The sequence below is a fragment of the Flagellimonas sp. 389 genome, from assembly GCF_018449435.1.
In the GTDB taxonomy this organism is placed as follows: Bacteria; Bacteroidota; Bacteroidia; order Flavobacteriales; family Flavobacteriaceae; genus Flagellimonas.
In genome coordinates this window covers 75,063-91,705 of the sequence record NZ_JAHCMU010000013.1, presented here as the reverse complement: position 1 = coordinate 91,705, position 16,643 = coordinate 75,063, and the positions used below count along the sequence as shown (strand labels likewise).

Genomic DNA, 16,643 nt, shown 5'->3' with positions numbered 1-16,643 from the left:
TAACGTTACTTATTTTTGTTTCGTATTTCAGCATTGGTTTTCGAAGAAAGTATAGCATTAATTTTACATACTATGCATCTGCCAGAGCGCCAATCCGAGATGCTAATTGACAAAAACTATACCGAAAAATGGAAATTCCATCAAAATATGACCCCAATAGGGTAGAGGAGCACTGGTATTCTTACTGGATGAAGCATGACTTTTTTAGCTCAAAACCAGACGATAGAGAACCTTATAGCATCGTAATACCCCCACCAAATGTCACAGGAGTGCTGCATATGGGGCATATGCTCAACAATACGATACAGGATGTGCTTATCCGAAGGGCCAGGCTCTTAGGAAAGAATGCCTGTTGGGTTCCCGGAATGGACCATGCATCAATAGCTACCGAAGCAAAAGTTGTGGCCAAGCTCAAAGATGAAGGTATTGCAAAGGCAGATTTGTCCAGAGCGGAATTTTTAGAGCATGCTTGGAATTGGACAGATGAATACGGGGGCGTAATTCTTCAACAATTAAAAAAATTGGGCTGTTCTTGCGATTGGGACAGAACCAAGTTTACTATGGATGACGATATGTCAGCTTCCGTCATCAAGGTTTTTGTCGATTTATACAAAAAAGGAAAGATTTATAGGGGATTCCGAATGGTGAATTGGGACCCAGAGGCCAAAACAACATTGTCAGATGAAGAGGTTATTTATGAAGAAAGGCAAGGAACACTCTATTACTTAGCGTACCAAATCGAAGGGTCTGACGAAAAAGTGACCATAGCAACCACCAGACCTGAAACAATTTTAGGAGATACCGCTATTTGTATCAATCCAAATGATGAGCGGTATCGGCATTTGAAAGGAAAAAAAGCTATTGTTCCTATTTGTAATCGGGTTATCCCGATTATCGAAGATGACTATGTTGACATTGAATTTGGTACAGGTTGCTTAAAAGTAACTCCTGCCCATGATGAAAATGATAAGAACTTAGGAGAAAAGCATAGTTTGGAGGTTGTAGATATCTTTAATGAAGATGCAACCCTTAATTCCTATGGTCTTCATTACCAAGGAAAGGACCGTTTTGTAGTTCGTAAGGAAATCTCAAAAGAACTTGAAGAGAACGGTTTTTTGGTAAAAACAGAACAACACCTCAATAAAGTAGGTACCTCGGAACGGACAAAGGCGGTTATTGAACCACGGTTATCAGATCAGTGGTTCCTTAAAATGGAAGATTTGGCAAAACCGGCACTTGAAAGTGTACTAAAAACTGGTGATGTTAAACTATATCCTAAAAAGTTCGAAAATACCTATCGTCATTGGATGGAGAACATTAGGGATTGGAACATTTCCCGTCAGTTATGGTGGGGCCAACAGATTCCTGCATACTATTACGGTGATGACAAGGAAGATTTTGTGGTTGCCGAAACCAAGGACGAAGCCCTTGAAATGGCAAGGGCAAAGAATCCAGACATCCAAGCATCCGATTTACGCCAAGACCCAGATGTTTTGGATACCTGGTTTTCATCCTGGTTATGGCCAATTAGTGTTTTTGGAGGTATTTTAGAACCCGAAAATGAAGAGGTAAACTACTATTATCCAACAAGCGATTTGGTGACCGGCCCAGATATTTTGTTCTTTTGGGTAGCACGAATGATAGTTGCCGGATACGAATATCGAGGAAAGCAACCTTTTGAAAATGTTTACCTAACAGGATTGGTTAGGGATAAGCAACGTCGAAAAATGTCCAAGCAGTTGGGAAATTCTCCAGATGCACTAAAATTGATCAAGGATTTTGGAGCTGATGGAGTTCGTGTTGGACTTTTATTGAGTTCCGCAGCGGGCAACGATTTAATGTTCGATGAGGTACTTTGTCAACAAGGAAAAAACTTCTCCAATAAAATATGGAACGCCTTTAGGTTGGTAAAAGGATGGGAAGTTGCCGATTTGCCACAACCCGAAGCTGCTAAAATTGGAATTGACTGGTATTTTGCTAAGCTTAATCAGACCCTAGCGGAGATTGAAGACCACTTTTCAAAATACCGCATTTCGGATGCACTGATGGTGATATACAAATTGGTATGGGATGATTTCTGTTCCTGGTTATTGGAAATTGTTAAACCGGCGTATCAGCAACCAATTGATAAAGTCACTTATGATGCTATAATCCATTTGTTTGAAGAAAACTTGAAATTACTTCATCCATTTATGCCATTTTTAACGGAAGAAGTATGGCAACATATCGACCAGAGAACACCAGAGCAAGCATTGATTGTTTCAAACTGGCCAAAGGTTGGGGATGTAGATGCTACGTTAATTAAAGATTTTGATTTTGCTGCAGACGTGATTTCTGGTATTCGTACTATTCGCAAAGAGAAGAATATTCCACAAAAGGATGCTTTAGAACTATCTATTCTCAATAGTGAGGGCAAAAATGATAAGATGGATGCAATCATTTCAAAATTGGGCAACCTTTCTTCAATAGAGATAGTAGATAAGGGTTTGGATGGGGCGTTGAGTTTTAGGGTAAAGAGCAACGAATATTTTATTCCCATTGGAGGAACAATCGATATTGATGCAGAGATTAAGAAAATTACAGAAGAGCTTAAATACACCAAGGGCTTTTTACAATCCGTACAAAAGAAACTTAGCAATGAGCGGTTTGTCAATAATGCACCGGAAAAGGTAGTGACCATGGAAAAAAAGAAGGTAGCCGATGCTGAAGCTAAAATCGAAACTTTGGAAAAGAGTTTGGCAAGTTTATCTTGATTTGGTCGAGAATCAATATTGATATCACTCTTTATCCTTTACCCAGCCAAAAACAAAGAGTGATGGATGTAGAGCGTTAATCTTGTGCATTTAGTTTCAATTTTTTTTTCTGAATACATCAAAATGTTGGAAATTGCGTGCTTTTAAAATCATTCTAAATAATGTCCAAGCAACGCGATTTTTCAAATAGAATACGAACCTATCATAGGTATTTGGGTTTTTTCCTGGCCGGTATTATGGCTGTCTATGCAATAAGTGGTATTGTACTTCTCTTTAGGGATACCGATTTTCTTAAAAAAGAATACCATTATGAAAAGCAACTCAAAGTAGGATTGAATGCTGCTCAAGTAGGTTCTGAAACTAAGATTAAAAATTTGAAGTTTACGACCACAACTGGAGACATTGGGATTTTTAAGCACGGTACCTATAATTTAAAAACTGGGGAAGTAGAGTACACTTTAAAAAAATTACCCTTTGTACTTGATAAAATGGCACGTTTGCACATAGCAAAATCGTCTGATCCGCTATACTTTTTGAATATCTTTTTTGGACTAGCGCTGCTATTTTTTGTCGTTTCTTCTTTCTGGATGTTTTTGCCTAAAACCACAATTTTTAAAAAGGGATTGCTCTTTACCGCTGCTGGTCTTATTCTTACATTGGTTTTACTATTTGTGTAAGGTTTTTGTTTGAAAACTTCGCTGAATTAGAGAAATACGTGGTAAAAGCAAAAGCTAAGGGTAATTCGCTAGAACAGGTCCAAAAAATGAATTTATCCAAAGAATGGGATGAGACCCACGGGCAAGGTTTTATAAATGCTGACCGGGTCGTTGAGTTTATCTACAAATCCGCAGATTAAAATAAATTTCCCGATGCTATAGATTTTTCTGGTTTCAAGCCTTAACTTGTAGTTGGATACACGAGAATTTAGCTACACTATGGGAAGCCCAAAAAAAAGAAACATCTCCGTTACGGGAACTATTGAATTCTCAAACCTAAAAGTTACCGAACCTAAGGACTACGCTGCTGGTGTGCCGGGAATAAAAGCCGCCTTGGAACATGTGAGTAAAGAGTCCGGGTTGTTCAGGTCGTTGAAGACGCTTTCCCATATGAATCAAAAAGAAGGCTTTGACTGCCCTGGATGTGCTTGGCCCGACCCTGAAACGCCATCAAAACTTGGAGAATATTGTGAAAATGGGGCCAAAGCAATAGCGGAAGAAACCACTTTTGAACGCGTTGACAGGGATTTTTTCAAGAAGTTTTCCGTGGAAGAAATCTCAACTTGGAGCGATTATCAAATCGGGAAAAGTGGACGCATTACTGAACCTTTCATCCTAAAACCCGGTGCTGTTCATTACGAACAAATTTCTTGGTCGGATGCATTTCAGGTTATTTCACAGCATTTACATCGCTTAAACTCTCCAGACGAAGCTATTTTTTACACTTCTGGGCGTTCTAGCAACGAAGCGGCATTTCTATATGGCCTATTTTCACGTGCTTTTGGTACCAATAATATGCCCGATTGTTCCAATATGTGCCATGAATCCAGTGGAGTGGCACTTTCAGAAACTTTAGGTATTGGAAAAGGCTCTGTATTGCTAGAGGATTTTTACAGTGCAGAAGTAGTAATGATCATGGGGCAAAACCCTGGCACCAACCATCCCAGAATGCTGACCGCATTGCAAAAATGTAAAGAAAATGGTGGGAAGATCATTACGGTTAACCCACTCATGGAAAGTGGGCTAAGCCGCTTTAAGAATCCACAAGAGGTCAACGGAATCTTAGGAGCCGGAACCCAATTGACCGATGTATTCTTACAGGTAAAAATCAATCAAGATGTTTCGTTGCTCAAGCTCATTATGAAACGCTTGATAGTATTAGAAGAAAAGGGTGAAAAAGTTTTTGACCACGAATTTATAAATGAAAAGACTAATGGTTATCAATCATTTTTAGATGATTTACAACAGTACAGTGAAGATGAATTGTTGGATTTATGTGGAGTTGATTCTAATTATGTTGACGAAACTGTGGCACTTTTAGCTAAAAAATCAAAGATCATTATTTGTTGGGCCATGGGATTGACACAGCATAAAAACGGTGTGGAGAACATTAAGGAGTGCGTAAACCTCTTGCTATTAAAAGGGAGTCTTGGCAAAGAAGGAGCAGGGACCTGTCCCGTAAGAGGGCATAGTAATGTACAGGGTGACCGTAGTGTGGGTATTATGCATTATGTTTCAAAATCTTTGAATAAATCCCTTAAAGAAGCTTTCGATTTTGACCCTCCAGAAAAAGAAGGTTTCGATACGGTTAAGGGCATAAAAGCAATGTATGAGGGCAAGGCCAAGGTATTTATTGCTTTAGGAGGAAATCTTGTTTCAGCAGCTTCGGATACCGAGTATACCGCGACAGCATTTCAGAATTGTGATTTAACGGTTTCAGTGAGTACAAAACTCAATCGTACGCATCTTACTGCAGGTAAAACCGCATTAATTTTGCCTACGCTGGGAAGATCGGAAATGGACAAAGAACGTTTTGTGACTGTTGAAAATAGTATGGGCAAGGTGCATCAAAGTCAAGGCAGGTTAAAACCTGCCAGTGAACACCTAATGAGCGAACCAGAAATTGTAGCAAATATTGCCAGTGCCTATTTTGGTGCTGATACTTCTGTTGATTGGAAAACCCTTGGCGAAGATTATAATGTATTACGGCAAAAAATGTCAGAAGTATTGATCGGCTATCACAATTACTCCAAAAAATCTAAAGGGTCTGGATTTTACCTGCCAAACAATGTGAGAGAAACGGACTTTTCAAAATTACCCGGTGAAAAAGCACAATTTTCTGTTTGTAAACTTCCTCAACATGATTTGAAAACAAATGAATTTATCTTAATGACAGTTCGTAGTCATGATCAGTTCAATACGACCATTTATGGCATGAACGATAGGTATAGAGGTATTTACGGAGAGCGGAGGGTAATATTTATGAACCCAAAAGATATGGAAAGTTTACAGCTGAAAGCTAAACAAGTAGTGGATTTGATCAGTAATTATTCCAATAAAGAAAGAAGAGCGGAGCAGTTTAAGATTATCCCGTATGATATTCCTTCCGGTAATCTTTGTGCCTATTTTCCAGAGACCAATGTTTTGATTCCAAATGATCTTTATGCGGACAAGAGTTATACCCCAGTGAGCAAATCCTTAATCGTAAAAATAGATGCAAGCAATTATGTATGATTAATTGTTTGCGACTAAAAAAACAACTGACCAGACCAAAATGAAAAACCTAAATAGACGTAATTTCTTAAAGAAAACTTCACTATCAGCGGCGGCAGTATCCATAACGCCCGGTTATTTAAGAGCTAATAGCGACCGACCTTTTCAATCAAAATATATGGGTGGGTATGCTGCTCCAAAATTAGAAAATGTGAGGGCTGCTTTTATTGGTGTAGGCGCACGAGGAGGGGATCATTTAAAATTTTTGGCGGCATTGCCAAATACTGAAGTAGTTGCTATTTGTGATGTTTATCAGGATTTGGTCAAGCAAAAAGTAGGTTGGGTCAGAGAAGTATCGACATCCGATAGGCATAAAAACATCAAACAATACTCTGGAGACGAAGAGGTTTGGAAGCAAATGTTATCAGAAGTAAAACCAGATGCGGTTTTTATTGCTACAAATTGGAAAAATCATGCACCTATGGCCATTGAATCGATGAACCAAGGAGCACATGCCTTTGTTGAAGTGCCCATTGCCGTAACGATAGAAGAAATGTGGGCTATTGTTGATGCCAGTGAACGAACCCAAAAGCATTGTATGATGCTCGAAAATGTAAACTACAGTAGGGATGAGCTCATGTTTCTGAATATGTGCCGACAAGGTGTTGTGGGCGAAATTTTGCATGGTGAAGCCGCGTATATCCATGAATTGCGCTGGCAAATGGAAGAGCAGGAGCGGGGCACTGGTTCTTGGCGAACCCATCATTATGCAAACCGTAACGGGAACTTGTATCCGACTCATGGTCTAGGCCCTGTTGCGCAGTATATGAATCTGGCAAGAAGTGAGGATACCTTTAAAAGTTTGGTCTCTTTTTCGACACCTTCACTAGGTAGGGCTGCTTATGCACAGAAAAATTACGCCAAAGATCATAAATGGAATCAGCTCGATTTTCAAGGAGGCGATTTAAATACTTCAATCATCAAAACCAACTTGGGGAGAACCATTATGGTGCAATGGGATGAGACAAGCCCACGACCTTATTCACGTCTAAACCTTCTTCAGGGTACAAAGGGTACACTTGCAGGATATCCAACTAGAGTAGCACTGGAGGGTGGAGTAGAAGGGATAACGAAAGACCATCATTCGTGGGTGCAGGGCGAACAACTACAAGTACTTTACGAAAAGTATGATCATCCGCTCTACACTCGACTCAATAAGGCTGCAAAGGGAAGTGGGCATGGCGGTATGGATGGTATCATGGTCTACCGCATCGTTGAGTGCCTGCAAAAAGGACTTCCACTAGATCAAAATGTTTACGAAGGTTGTTTTTGGAGTTCTGTAGCCCCCTTAAGTGAGCGTTCTGTGGCAAATGATGGAAAACCACAAAAGTTCCCTGATTTTACAAGGGGAAATTGGAAGACAACAGCCCCTTTGGCTATCATAAGTTAAACGTTGTATGGTTCATGTAAAAGTTCCCGCACGTATCTGTTTTTTTGGTGACCATCAAGATTATTTAGGGCTTCCGGTGATAGCCGGAACCATTAACCGATTTATCCATTTAAGCGCAGTACCGAATTCGCAAAGAATGTTCCATATAAAGTTGTTGGATTTAAAATCAACAATTTCTATTTCTTTGGATGATGATTTAACTGCAATTAAAAAGAACGACTATTACAGGTCGTCAATGGCTATTCTAAAAGAAGAAGGGTTTGATCTCATTCAAGGATATGATATTGAGATTTCGGGTAATATTCCAATTAATGCAGGATTATCCAGTTCTTCGGCTATTGTAGTGGCTTGGATACGCTTTTTGAGTAAAACCCAAGAATATGTTGGTGAAATTGATGATATCCAAGTAGGAAAATGGGCCTATAAAGCCGAAGTGCAATTCTTTGGACAACCTGGTGGTTTGATGGATATGTTTACTATTGCACAAGGTGGACTACTCCATATAGATACGAAAATAGGAAAGACGGAACGACTTGTTGGAGGTTTAGGTAAGCTCATCGTTGCGGAATCGGGCATATCGAAAAAAACACTAAGTGTTCTTAAAAATGCTAGGTCATATGCGGAAAAAGCTGTTGCTGCTGTAAAGAATGTAAATCCAAAATTTAGTATGGAAAAAGCTACTTTAGATGATTATCAAAATTATAAAACTGTTGTACCCAATAAATATCGAGAACATTGGTTTGCAGCTATCCATAACTATGACATTACATTACAAGCGAAAAGAATACTACAAAACACTAAGCCTGATTTAAAACAGCTCGGTGAACTAATGAACAATCATCAAGCGATACTCCAAAATCAAATACAGAACACACCTTTAGAAATGATAAAAATGATGGATGCAGCAAGGAAATCTGGAGCATTTGGCGCAAAAATTATTGGTTCCGGTGGCGGTGGCTGCATGGTTGCAATAGTCGATGATGCTAGTAAAAATCTTGTGAAGCAAGCGTTTTTAGATGCTGGTGCTGTAGCAGCTTATGAAGTCAAACTTATAACCATATAAACATGAAAAATGAAAGTCTGATCATTATGGTAGGAGGAGCTTCTTCCCGAATGAAAAGAAGTCTTGAAAGCACAACGCTAGATGAGAGCACAAAAAAAATTGCTACTGCCCATCATAAAAGCCTTATCCCTGTAGGTAAAAATAATAGACCATTTTTATACTATTTGATAGAAAATGCCGTCAATGCCGGATACAAAAAAATATTCCTTATTACTTCACCAGAGAATAAAGCTTTCCATGATTTGGTAAATGCAGATTATTTCTCATTTGATTTGAGTGTTCGCTTTGCAATTCAGCACATTCCCCACGGAAGAGAAAAACCTTTGGGTACAGCAGATGCACTTCAACAATGTTTGGACCAATATCCTGAACTTAAAGAGGGTTATTTTACGGTCTGCAATGGTGATAACCTATATTCCGTTGGTGCTCTAAAAGATTTAAAGGCAGATAGAAATGCGCCCAATGCCTTGATCAGTTATGGTAGTTCCGGATTCGAATTTACCGATGAGCGCATATTGAAATTTGCCGTAATGGATATTTCTTCGGATGGCTTTTTACAAGGAATCATTGAAAAGCCAGAGTCAGGTGAAGTTGAAAAATATAAGGATGAAACTAATGAGCTTCGGGTAAGCATGAACATTTTTAGTTTTTCTGGAGAACAGGTGTATCCATTTCTCGAAAATTGCCCTTTAGATAAGGTTAGGAGCGAAAAAGAACTTCCAAAAGCAGTAGCGAATCTTATTAAGGAACTTCCAAAAAGTATGGTCTGTATCCCTCGTTCTGAGCACATTCCAGATTTAACCGCGGCGGGCGATATTAGGTTATTCAAAAATTTGGAGTAAATTGGGAACAGATTTTTAACCCCATAAACGTATTAATTAATTCTATGAGCTATGGAGACATACGCTACGGCATTGTTGTATGCTACGCCGTTTTTTATTGGATTGGTACTTTTTGAGGTTCTGTACGGACATTTTGTGAAAAAGCAGATGCACAATGTTATGGATACCGTAAGCAGTTTAAGTTCGGGTCTTACCAATGTTGTGAAAGATTCCCTTGGTATTGGAATCATAATTGTCTCGTACCCTTTTTTATTGGAGCATTTGGCACTTACGGAAATAAAAGCCAATTGGTTGGTGTGGGTAATCGCATTCTTGACCTTGGATTTTGCAGGTTATTGGAACCATCGTTTAAGCCATCATATCAATTTTTTTTGGAATCAACATGTCATACACCATAGTAGTGAAGAATTTAACTTGGCCTGCGCGCTGCGCCAATCCATTTCCAACTTGTTAGGATATTTTTCCTTACTTCTTATTCCAGCTGCTTTATTGGGCGTACCACACAAGGTTATTGCTATTTTGGCGCCTATCCATTTGTTTGCGCAGTTCTGGTACCATACAAGGCACATAGGTAAATTAGGATGGTTGGAGTATGTGATGATCACACCTTCCCAGCATAGGGTACACCATGCCATCAATCCAGAATATGTGGATAAGAACCTTGGGCAGATATTTAGTTTTTGGGATAGAATTTTCGGTACGTTTCAAGAGGAGTTGGATGAGGTTCCGCCTCAATATGGCGTATTAAAGCCAGCAAGTACTTGGAACCCTATTTTGATAAACTTTCAACACCTATGGCGATTAATGAAGGATGCATGGCGAACCAAAAGTTATTGGGATAAACTCCGAATATGGTTTATGCCCACCGGTTGGAGACCGGCGGATGTTAAAAGCAAATACCCTATCAAAGTTATTGAAGATGTGTATAATTTCGAGAAGTATCGGCCAGAAGTTTCAAACGCATTAAAGGGATATTCCATTTTTCAATTAGTGGCGAATATCAGTTTAATGTTGTTTATGTTCTTCAATTATTCTGAAATTGGGTTTAACGGTTTGCTCTTATTTGGAGCCTATATTTTTATTGGGATCTATGGGTATACCACTTTAATGGATAAAGCACCATATGCAGTTTGGATAGAACTTTTTAGATCGGTTGCAGGACTACTCTTGATTTATGCAACTGGGGATTGGTTTGGTCTTGATGCCTATTGGTCCATTGGAAGTTATTTGGTCGGTCTTTATTTTTTGGTCACTATCGTTGGAGCTCTTTACTTTACGTATGTTGAAAAGAATTACGTTGCACCGGATTTAGCTTCGTGAGGTTTGGCTTATTTTTTTGAAGAGCAACAGGATAGGATTCTCATATCTGGATAAGTGAACAAAGCACCACGTTGAGGGGATTAAGATTTCTTCTTTAGTGTGTTCGCCAACTCAATATAGCTTTGCATGGCTTCCTCTCTACCTATATTTTGTGCTTGGATGAGTGCATTTGCTTTAAAAGCGTTTATTAATGGGGTTTTACTACCAGGGTTTCCAAAATTTCTATTGGCAATTTTAAAATAGGCATACAACTTCAATAAAAAATCTGCAGGCAAGGGTTCCTCATAGCTATTTACATAAGCTACAGCTTCCTCAAATTTTTTATGTAGGGTTTCATCTGTCATCTTTGCTTCTAATGGCAGCAATACAGGTTTTGGCCCCAACCACTTTTTGACCAAGTTTTACCGTGATATCACAATCCAATGGCAATAACAAATCGACCCTTGAACCAAATTTAATAAAACCGGCATCTTCTCCTTGGGCAACTTGTTCCCCTTCTTCGGCGTAGTTGACAATACGGCGTGCAAGTGCCCCTGCTATTTGTCTATAACCGATCTCACCAAATTTTGGCGTATGTATCACTACTGTGGTACGTTCGTTCTCGGTACTTGACTTTGGGTGCCAAGCTACTAAATATTTCCCTGGGTGGTATTTAGAATAGGTTATTGTTCCACTAGCGGCATAACGCGTGACATGCACATTTAAAGGGGACATAAATATGGAAACTTGTCTTCGTTTACCTTTAAAATATTCTGGTTCTTCCACTTCTTCAATAACTACGACTTTTCCATCTACAGGGGCTAAAACTTCATCAAAGTTTGGGCTTACATATCTTTTTGGGTTTCTAAAGAATTGAAGAATCAAAATCAATAAAATCAACGCCAAAACTTGTAGCGGTAACCGTAACCATTCAATGGGGATAAAAAAGTGTGCAACAAGTATAATGGCGACCACGATAAAAAACGTGATAATGATTATTTTTTGGCCTTCTTTATGAAACATAAGAAAATAGATTAAGTATCAAATATGCAAAAGGGGCAGCGAATACAAGACTGTCCAATCTATCCCAGATTCCACCATGTCCCGGTAATATTGCGCCACTATCCTTTATTCCGGCAGCACGCTTAAATTTCGATTCCAACAAATCCCCGAGACTTCCTGCCACTACGATGACCGTAGCAAGAATAAACCATTGGTAAATGGTCAATGAGGTTTCATATTTTGCCAAAATAGATGCGGCTACCAATGCAAAAATAAGACCTCCCAAAGAACCTTCAATAGTTTTTTTGGGAGAAACGGCAGAATATAATTTTGTACGCCCTAAAGTTCTTCCCACTAAATAGGCAAAAGTGTCGTTTATCCATATCAAAATAAAAATGCCCATAATCAAAAATTTGGCAAAGTCATTCTGTTTATAAGGAATCATGGTCAAAAAAATACAGCCCGCTCCAATATAGAATACGGCAATGATAGATTTTTGTAAAACAGTAAATGTTTTTGGCTTTTTTGAAAACAGAAAGAAAAGTAGTGCCACATCGACCGTTATGGTCAAAAACATTAGTATCGTAATCAAGGTGTTATCGTGGATAAGATAGATGAAGGCCCACCAAAGCCCCAAATATGCAATAAAAATATAATACCCCTTCAATTGCACGGTACGTTTATATTCATGCAGGCATGCCAGTCCAAATATCATGAAAAGGAAATCAAAAGCGTCCGAATTTAAAAAAACCGTTCCTAAGAGGAGTACCACGTAGATAACCCCCGTAATAGAGCGCCTAAGAATTTCTTTCATGTAATCAGTAGTCTTCTAGCAATAAAAGATATACATTTTTTGAAGCACTACCGTAGGATAAGAAATCATTTTTGTTTTCTGCGGTGGATTCAAAATGCTTTAGGGTAGTAATATTGTCCGGGATATTGTTTTTATACTTTTCCTTAATGACTTTTAAGGCTTCACTGATCGAGTCGACCAATTGACTGGTCGTTGCATATACAATAAGGTTTGAAGGAAGCTCGTTTAGCTTTTTTCCTTGGATTTGATTGGAACATACTAAAATTGAACCGTCATGTGCAATAAGATGTTCACAGGTGGTAAATAAAATATCACTTTGTTTACGGTCTTGGGTAAATTTTATTTTTTTTGAGGAAAAACGGTTTTCTAAACGATCGTCAAGTGTATGAAAAAGATGGTTTTGCCAATTGTTTTCTGAGATGATGTTTTTTAGTGCATCTGAAATTTCCACTTCGTTTTCACAGTAGATAAACTTCCCTCCGTTTTTTTTGAAATAAATGGTAAATTTTTCGTCTACGGGAATTTTTAAATCAGGCATATGATCCCCTCTGGTTTCCATAGTTTCCTTGGAAACCTTTTTTCCTCCTCCAAAAAGTTTATCAAAAACTCCCATCTATACTATAAAGAACGCTAATCCTGTTGAAATGTTACCTGAAAACGTATTGAATTACTTTGTTGGCTCCAATTCCTCTTTTTCAAAAGGTCTTTTTCCAAAAATCTTTTCTAAATCGTCCTTAAAAATAACTTCTTTTTCCAACAGTCTATCCGCCAATTCTGTAAGTTTATCCTTGTTGTCCGCCAATAATTTTATGGCGCGTTGGTATTGTTCTTCAATAATCTTGGATATCTCTTCATCAATCTTTTGAGCTGTTTCCTCACTATACGGTTTAGTAAAACCATATTCGTTGTTGCCTGACGAATCGTAATACGTAATGTTGCCCAGTTCCTCATTAAGGCCATAAATGGTAACCATAGCTCTTGCTTGTTTGGTAACTTTCTCCAAATCGCTAAGTGCTCCAGTGGATATTTTATTGAAAATTACACGCTCGGCCGCTCTACCACCCATTGTGGCACACATTTCATCTAACATTTGTTCTGGACGGACAATAAGCCTCTCTTCGGGTAAGTACCAAGCTGCTCCAAGTGATTGCCCTCTAGGAACTATGGTAACTTTTACCAAAGGAGCTGCATGCTCCAACATCCAACTGACCGTAGCGTGACCCGCTTCGTGATAGGCGATGGTTTTCTTTTCCTCTACGGTTATGATTTTATTCTTCTTCTCTAGACCACCTACAATTCTATCAACGGCATCTAAGAAATCTTGTTTGTTGACCGCTTTCTTTTCTTTACGGGCAGCGATAAGTGCAGCTTCGTTACATACGTTGGCGATATCGGCTCCTGAAAAACCTGGCGTTTGCTTTGCCAAAAATTCCAAGTCAAGAGTTTCTGCAGTTTTTATTGGGCGTAGATGCACCTCAAAAATTTCTTTTCTTTCCCGAATATCTGGAAGGTCCACATAAATCTGACGGTCAAAACGCCCTGCACGCATCAAAGCTTTGTCCAAGACATCGGCCCTGTTGGTCGCTGCAAGTACAATAACGTTCGTGTTGGTACCAAAACCATCCATCTCGGTCAATAATTGGTTCAATGTATTTTCACGCTCATCATTGGAACCTGTGAAATTATTTTTCCCCCTTGCACGTCCTATTGCATCGATTTCATCAATGAATATAATTGCCGGAGATTTGTCCTTGGCCTGTTTAAATAAATCGCGCACTCTTGATGCTCCTACACCGACAAACATCTCTACAAAGTCCGAACCGGACAATGAGAAAAATGGAACTTTTGCTTCACCGGCAACAGCTTTTGCCAAGAGTGTTTTACCAGTTCCCGGAGGTCCCACCAATAGTGCTCCTTTAGGTATTTTTCCTCCTAAGGAAGTGTATTTATCTGGATTTTTCAGGAATTCAACAATTTCTTCTACTTCTTCCTTTGCACCTTCAAGTCCGGCCACATCTTTAAAAGAGGTTCTAGTATCTGTTTTCTCATCAAAGAGTTTTGCCTTTGATTTTCCGATATTAAAAATCTGCCCACCAGCACCACCACCGGCGCCACCGGACATTCTTCGCATTAAATAAATCCATATCCCTATGATCAAAGCGAAGGGAAGCAGAGAAAGTAATAAATCTCCCAATACGTTAGACTCTGTATCAAAATCAACTATGGTATCAAGATTGTTCTCTTTCTTTATGCTTTTTATTTCGTCTTCAAAATTTTGAAGATCACCATAATCCAAACTGTACTGAGGAATCTTACCTGCAGAGAAACTGAAGGGCTTATCCGCGACATTTCTGTGCACATCTTTCTGCAGTGCTTCTTCAGTTAAAAATACTTTCGCCTGTCTGGTATTGGTGATAATCAGAATTTCGGAAATATCTCCGTTTCGCAGGTATTCTTGCAATTCTGATGTTGTTGTTTTCTCCGTGCTGGAGAAACTATTTCCTCCAAAAAATTGGAAACCTATTATTAGGGCGATTACTACGCCATAAATCCACCAGGAACTAAAACGAGGTTTTTTTGGGGTACTGGAATTGTTTTCTTTTGCCATTTTTTTTAAGAATTGTAACTACTCTCCACCATGGTAACTTTGGCATCACCCCAAAGTCCTTCTATATCGTAGAATTCCCTAATGTGTTTTTGAAATACATGTACTACTATATTAACATAATCCATTAAAATCCATTCCGCATTTTCAGAGCCTTCTACATGCCAAGGTTTGTCTTTAATGGCTTTGCTAACGGTTTTCTGAATAGAGGAAACAATAGCGTTTACATGCGTATTGGAAGTACCATTGCAGATAATAAAATAGTCGCAAACTGTATTTTCAATTTCCCTAAGGTCTAGTAGATTTATATCAACTCCTTTGACTTCTTCTATCCCGTGTAATATTAAGGCAATCAATTCATCTGCGCTAGCTTTCGTTTTCTGCATTCAAAAATTTTAGATTCTACAAAGTTATATTTTTTTTGTTTTCTTAGCCCTAGAATTTAACATATCATTGGACATACCACTTTGGGAGAACAAATACAAATACTCAAACTTGATGCCACGGATTCTACAAATCTTCATTTAAAGCGTTTGTTGCTTTCTGAGGATTTGGAGGATTACACAACAATTGTTGCCAAAAAACAATTAAAGGGGAGGGGGCAAATGGGCACCGTTTGGCAGTCTGAAGAAGGTAAGAACTTGACTTTTAGCGTATTGAAAAATCATGGATTTCTTGATGTCAATGACCAGTTTATTTTGAACATATGTGTTTCGCTGTCAATTTATGATGTTGTACAAGGGTTGTCCTTACCAGATTTGAAGGTGAAATGGCCCAACGACATTATGTCAGGTTCTTCTAAAATCTGCGGTATTTTAATAGAAAATGTTTTAAAAGGACTAGCAATTAAAAATTCAATCATTGGAGTAGGACTGAATGTGAATCAAACTTCGTTTGAAAATCTTGATAAGGTTGCCTCTTTAAAATCGATTAGCGGAAAGCTTTTTGATTTGGACGAGTTGCTAAATAAAATATTGGAAAGCTTCAAGTTTTACTTTTTGGAGCTGGAAAAAGAAAAAAATACAGAAATGATTTCTCAATACGAGCAACTATTGTTTAGAAAGGACAAGCCTTCTACGTTCCGAGATACTACGAATACCATGTTTATGGGTTTTATCCGTGGGGTTTCTACTGATGGAAAACTTGTTGTTGAATTGGAAGATAATATTCTTAAGACGTTTGGCTTAAAAGAAATAACCTTGTTGTACTAGCTTATTTTATCCAAATTTGATGAGAGTGTTTGCATAAAATTAGTGATGGGCGTTTTTATCATCATCGCCATCATGGCATTAAATTCTCCTTCAAAACTTAGTCCAACTTCACTTTCGGATTCTCCCATAGATTCAATGTTGCCTGTCAAAGTAAATGGTAATTTATCACTTGCTGCACCAAGAATCACTTTTTCGTTTGGGAATTGCTCTTTAAGTCTTAAAATGATTTCGGGCATTCCTTTTAACGCAAATTTGAAGGTTTTTTCATCTAAAACCTCAAACTTATCTATGTTATCCGGCATAAGTATTTCAAAATTTTTGATTTCTGTTAAAAACTCAAAAACTTCTTTTGAACTTTTAGATACTTTCTTTTTTGGAACTTCTATGTGCATATT

At 38.4% G+C, this 16,643-nt stretch carries 15 protein-coding genes; 8 read left to right on the top strand and 7 right to left on the bottom strand.

The features are described from left to right. Positions 1 to 128 precede the first annotated feature (128 nt). The 7 genes from KIM67_RS12465 to KIM67_RS12435 all read left to right on the top strand — a co-directional run bounded on the left by KIM67_RS12465 (position 129) and on the right by KIM67_RS12435 (position 10,637). On the top strand, positions 129 to 2,753 hold the full coding sequence (locus KIM67_RS12465) for a valine--tRNA ligase (protein ID WP_213831807.1): 2,625 nt from the start codon (positions 129 to 131) through the stop codon (positions 2,751 to 2,753). A gap of 161 nt (positions 2,754 to 2,914) precedes the next feature. Next, positions 2,915 to 3,430: a PepSY domain-containing protein gene (locus tag KIM67_RS12460; RefSeq protein WP_213831804.1), complete on the top strand. Its 516-nt coding sequence runs from the start codon at positions 2,915 to 2,917 to the stop codon at positions 3,428 to 3,430. A gap of 231 nt (positions 3,431 to 3,661) precedes the next feature. After that, positions 3,662 to 5,983, top strand: coding sequence for an FdhF/YdeP family oxidoreductase (locus KIM67_RS12455; RefSeq protein ID WP_313788440.1), 2,322 nt, complete (start codon positions 3,662 to 3,664; stop codon positions 5,981 to 5,983). Positions 5,984 to 6,023: 40 nt separating this feature from the next. Then, positions 6,024 to 7,412 (top strand): Gfo/Idh/MocA family protein, encoded by a 1,389-nt coding sequence (locus KIM67_RS12450; RefSeq protein ID WP_213831803.1) that lies wholly within the window; start codon positions 6,024 to 6,026, stop codon positions 7,410 to 7,412. Positions 7,413 to 7,419: 7 nt separating this feature from the next. After that, on the top strand, positions 7,420 to 8,475 hold the full coding sequence (locus tag KIM67_RS12445) for a GHMP kinase (protein WP_213831802.1): 1,056 nt from the start codon (positions 7,420 to 7,422) through the stop codon (positions 8,473 to 8,475). Positions 8,476 to 8,477: 2 nt separating this feature from the next. Further along, complete coding sequence (locus KIM67_RS12440; RefSeq protein WP_250149255.1) at positions 8,478 to 9,317, top strand: sugar phosphate nucleotidyltransferase; 840 nt, start codon at positions 8,478 to 8,480, stop codon at positions 9,315 to 9,317. Positions 9,318 to 9,368: 51 nt separating this feature from the next. After that, the gene (locus tag KIM67_RS12435; protein ID WP_213831801.1) at positions 9,369 to 10,637 is read left to right on the top strand and encodes a sterol desaturase family protein; all 1,269 of its coding nucleotides are present in this window, start codon (positions 9,369 to 9,371) and stop codon (positions 10,635 to 10,637) included. Between the two features lie 80 nt (positions 10,638 to 10,717). Here the strand turns inward: KIM67_RS12435 and KIM67_RS12430 are convergent, their stop codons facing one another. The 6 genes from KIM67_RS12430 to rsfS are packed head-to-tail and all read right to left on the bottom strand — an operon-like array spanning position 10,718 to position 15,423. After that, positions 10,718 to 10,981: an acyl-CoA-binding protein gene (locus tag KIM67_RS12430; RefSeq protein ID WP_213831799.1), complete on the bottom strand. Its 264-nt coding sequence runs from the start codon at positions 10,979 to 10,981 to the stop codon at positions 10,718 to 10,720. Further along, positions 10,971 to 11,639, bottom strand: coding sequence for a phosphatidylserine decarboxylase family protein (locus KIM67_RS12425; RefSeq protein WP_213831797.1), 669 nt, complete (start codon positions 11,637 to 11,639; stop codon positions 10,971 to 10,973). Before KIM67_RS12425 ends, KIM67_RS12430 begins: the two co-directional genes overlap by 11 nt. After that, on the bottom strand, positions 11,629 to 12,432 hold the full coding sequence (locus tag KIM67_RS12420) for a phosphatidate cytidylyltransferase (protein WP_213831795.1): 804 nt from the start codon (positions 12,430 to 12,432) through the stop codon (positions 11,629 to 11,631). The genes KIM67_RS12425 and KIM67_RS12420 overlap by 11 nt, the downstream gene beginning before the upstream one ends. A gap of 4 nt (positions 12,433 to 12,436) precedes the next feature. Further along, complete coding sequence (locus KIM67_RS12415) at positions 12,437 to 13,045, bottom strand: LUD domain-containing protein (RefSeq protein ID WP_213831794.1); 609 nt, start codon at positions 13,043 to 13,045, stop codon at positions 12,437 to 12,439. Positions 13,046 to 13,099: 54 nt separating this feature from the next. Continuing rightward, on the bottom strand, positions 13,100 to 15,040 hold the full coding sequence (gene ftsH, locus KIM67_RS12410) for an ATP-dependent zinc metalloprotease FtsH (RefSeq protein WP_163416158.1): 1,941 nt from the start codon (positions 15,038 to 15,040) through the stop codon (positions 13,100 to 13,102). A 5-nt stretch (positions 15,041 to 15,045) separates the two neighbouring features. Next, on the bottom strand, positions 15,046 to 15,423 hold the full coding sequence (gene rsfS / locus KIM67_RS12405; protein WP_213831792.1) for a ribosome silencing factor: 378 nt from the start codon (positions 15,421 to 15,423) through the stop codon (positions 15,046 to 15,048). Positions 15,424 to 15,504: 81 nt separating this feature from the next. Here rsfS and KIM67_RS12400 point away from each other — a divergent pair, with 81 nt between their 5' ends. Further along, positions 15,505 to 16,248 carry a biotin--[acetyl-CoA-carboxylase] ligase gene (locus KIM67_RS12400; protein WP_250149254.1) on the top strand — a complete coding sequence of 248 codons (744 nt, stop codon included), beginning with the start codon at positions 15,505 to 15,507 and terminating at the stop codon, positions 16,246 to 16,248. On the opposite strand, the gene KIM67_RS12395 is transcribed toward KIM67_RS12400, so the two are convergent. Further along, a complete protein-coding gene (locus KIM67_RS12395) occupies positions 16,245 to 16,640 on the bottom strand; it encodes an SRPBCC family protein (RefSeq protein ID WP_213831790.1) in 396 nt (131 codons plus the stop codon). The genes KIM67_RS12400 and KIM67_RS12395 overlap by 4 nt on opposite strands. Positions 16,641 to 16,643: the final 3 nt, after the last annotated feature.

Coding starts and splice junctions, on each gene's coding strand:
- KIM67_RS12465 (WP_213831807.1), top strand. CDS start 129: ATGGAAATTCCATCAAAATATGACCCCAATAGGGTAGAGGAGCACTGG.
- KIM67_RS12460 (WP_213831804.1), top strand. CDS start 2,915: ATGTCCAAGCAACGCGATTTTTCAAATAGAATACGAACCTATCATAGG.
- KIM67_RS12450 (WP_213831803.1), top strand. CDS start 6,024: ATGAAAAACCTAAATAGACGTAATTTCTTAAAGAAAACTTCACTATCA.
- KIM67_RS12445 (WP_213831802.1), top strand. CDS start 7,420: ATGGTTCATGTAAAAGTTCCCGCACGTATCTGTTTTTTTGGTGACCAT.
- KIM67_RS12440 (WP_250149255.1), top strand. CDS start 8,478: ATGAAAAATGAAAGTCTGATCATTATGGTAGGAGGAGCTTCTTCCCGA.
- KIM67_RS12435 (WP_213831801.1), top strand. CDS start 9,369: ATGGAGACATACGCTACGGCATTGTTGTATGCTACGCCGTTTTTTATT.
- KIM67_RS12430 (WP_213831799.1), bottom strand. CDS start 10,981: ATGACAGATGAAACCCTACATAAAAAATTTGAGGAAGCTGTAGCTTAT.
- KIM67_RS12425 (WP_213831797.1), bottom strand. CDS start 11,639: ATGTTTCATAAAGAAGGCCAAAAAATAATCATTATCACGTTTTTTATC.
- KIM67_RS12420 (WP_213831795.1), bottom strand. CDS start 12,432: ATGAAAGAAATTCTTAGGCGCTCTATTACGGGGGTTATCTACGTGGTA.
- KIM67_RS12415 (WP_213831794.1), bottom strand. CDS start 13,045: ATGGGAGTTTTTGATAAACTTTTTGGAGGAGGAAAAAAGGTTTCCAAG.
- ftsH (WP_163416158.1), bottom strand. CDS start 15,040: ATGGCAAAAGAAAACAATTCCAGTACCCCAAAAAAACCTCGTTTTAGT.
- rsfS (WP_213831792.1), bottom strand. CDS start 15,423: ATGCAGAAAACGAAAGCTAGCGCAGATGAATTGATTGCCTTAATATTA.
- KIM67_RS12395 (WP_213831790.1), bottom strand. CDS start 16,640: ATGCACATAGAAGTTCCAAAAAAGAAAGTATCTAAAAGTTCAAAAGAA.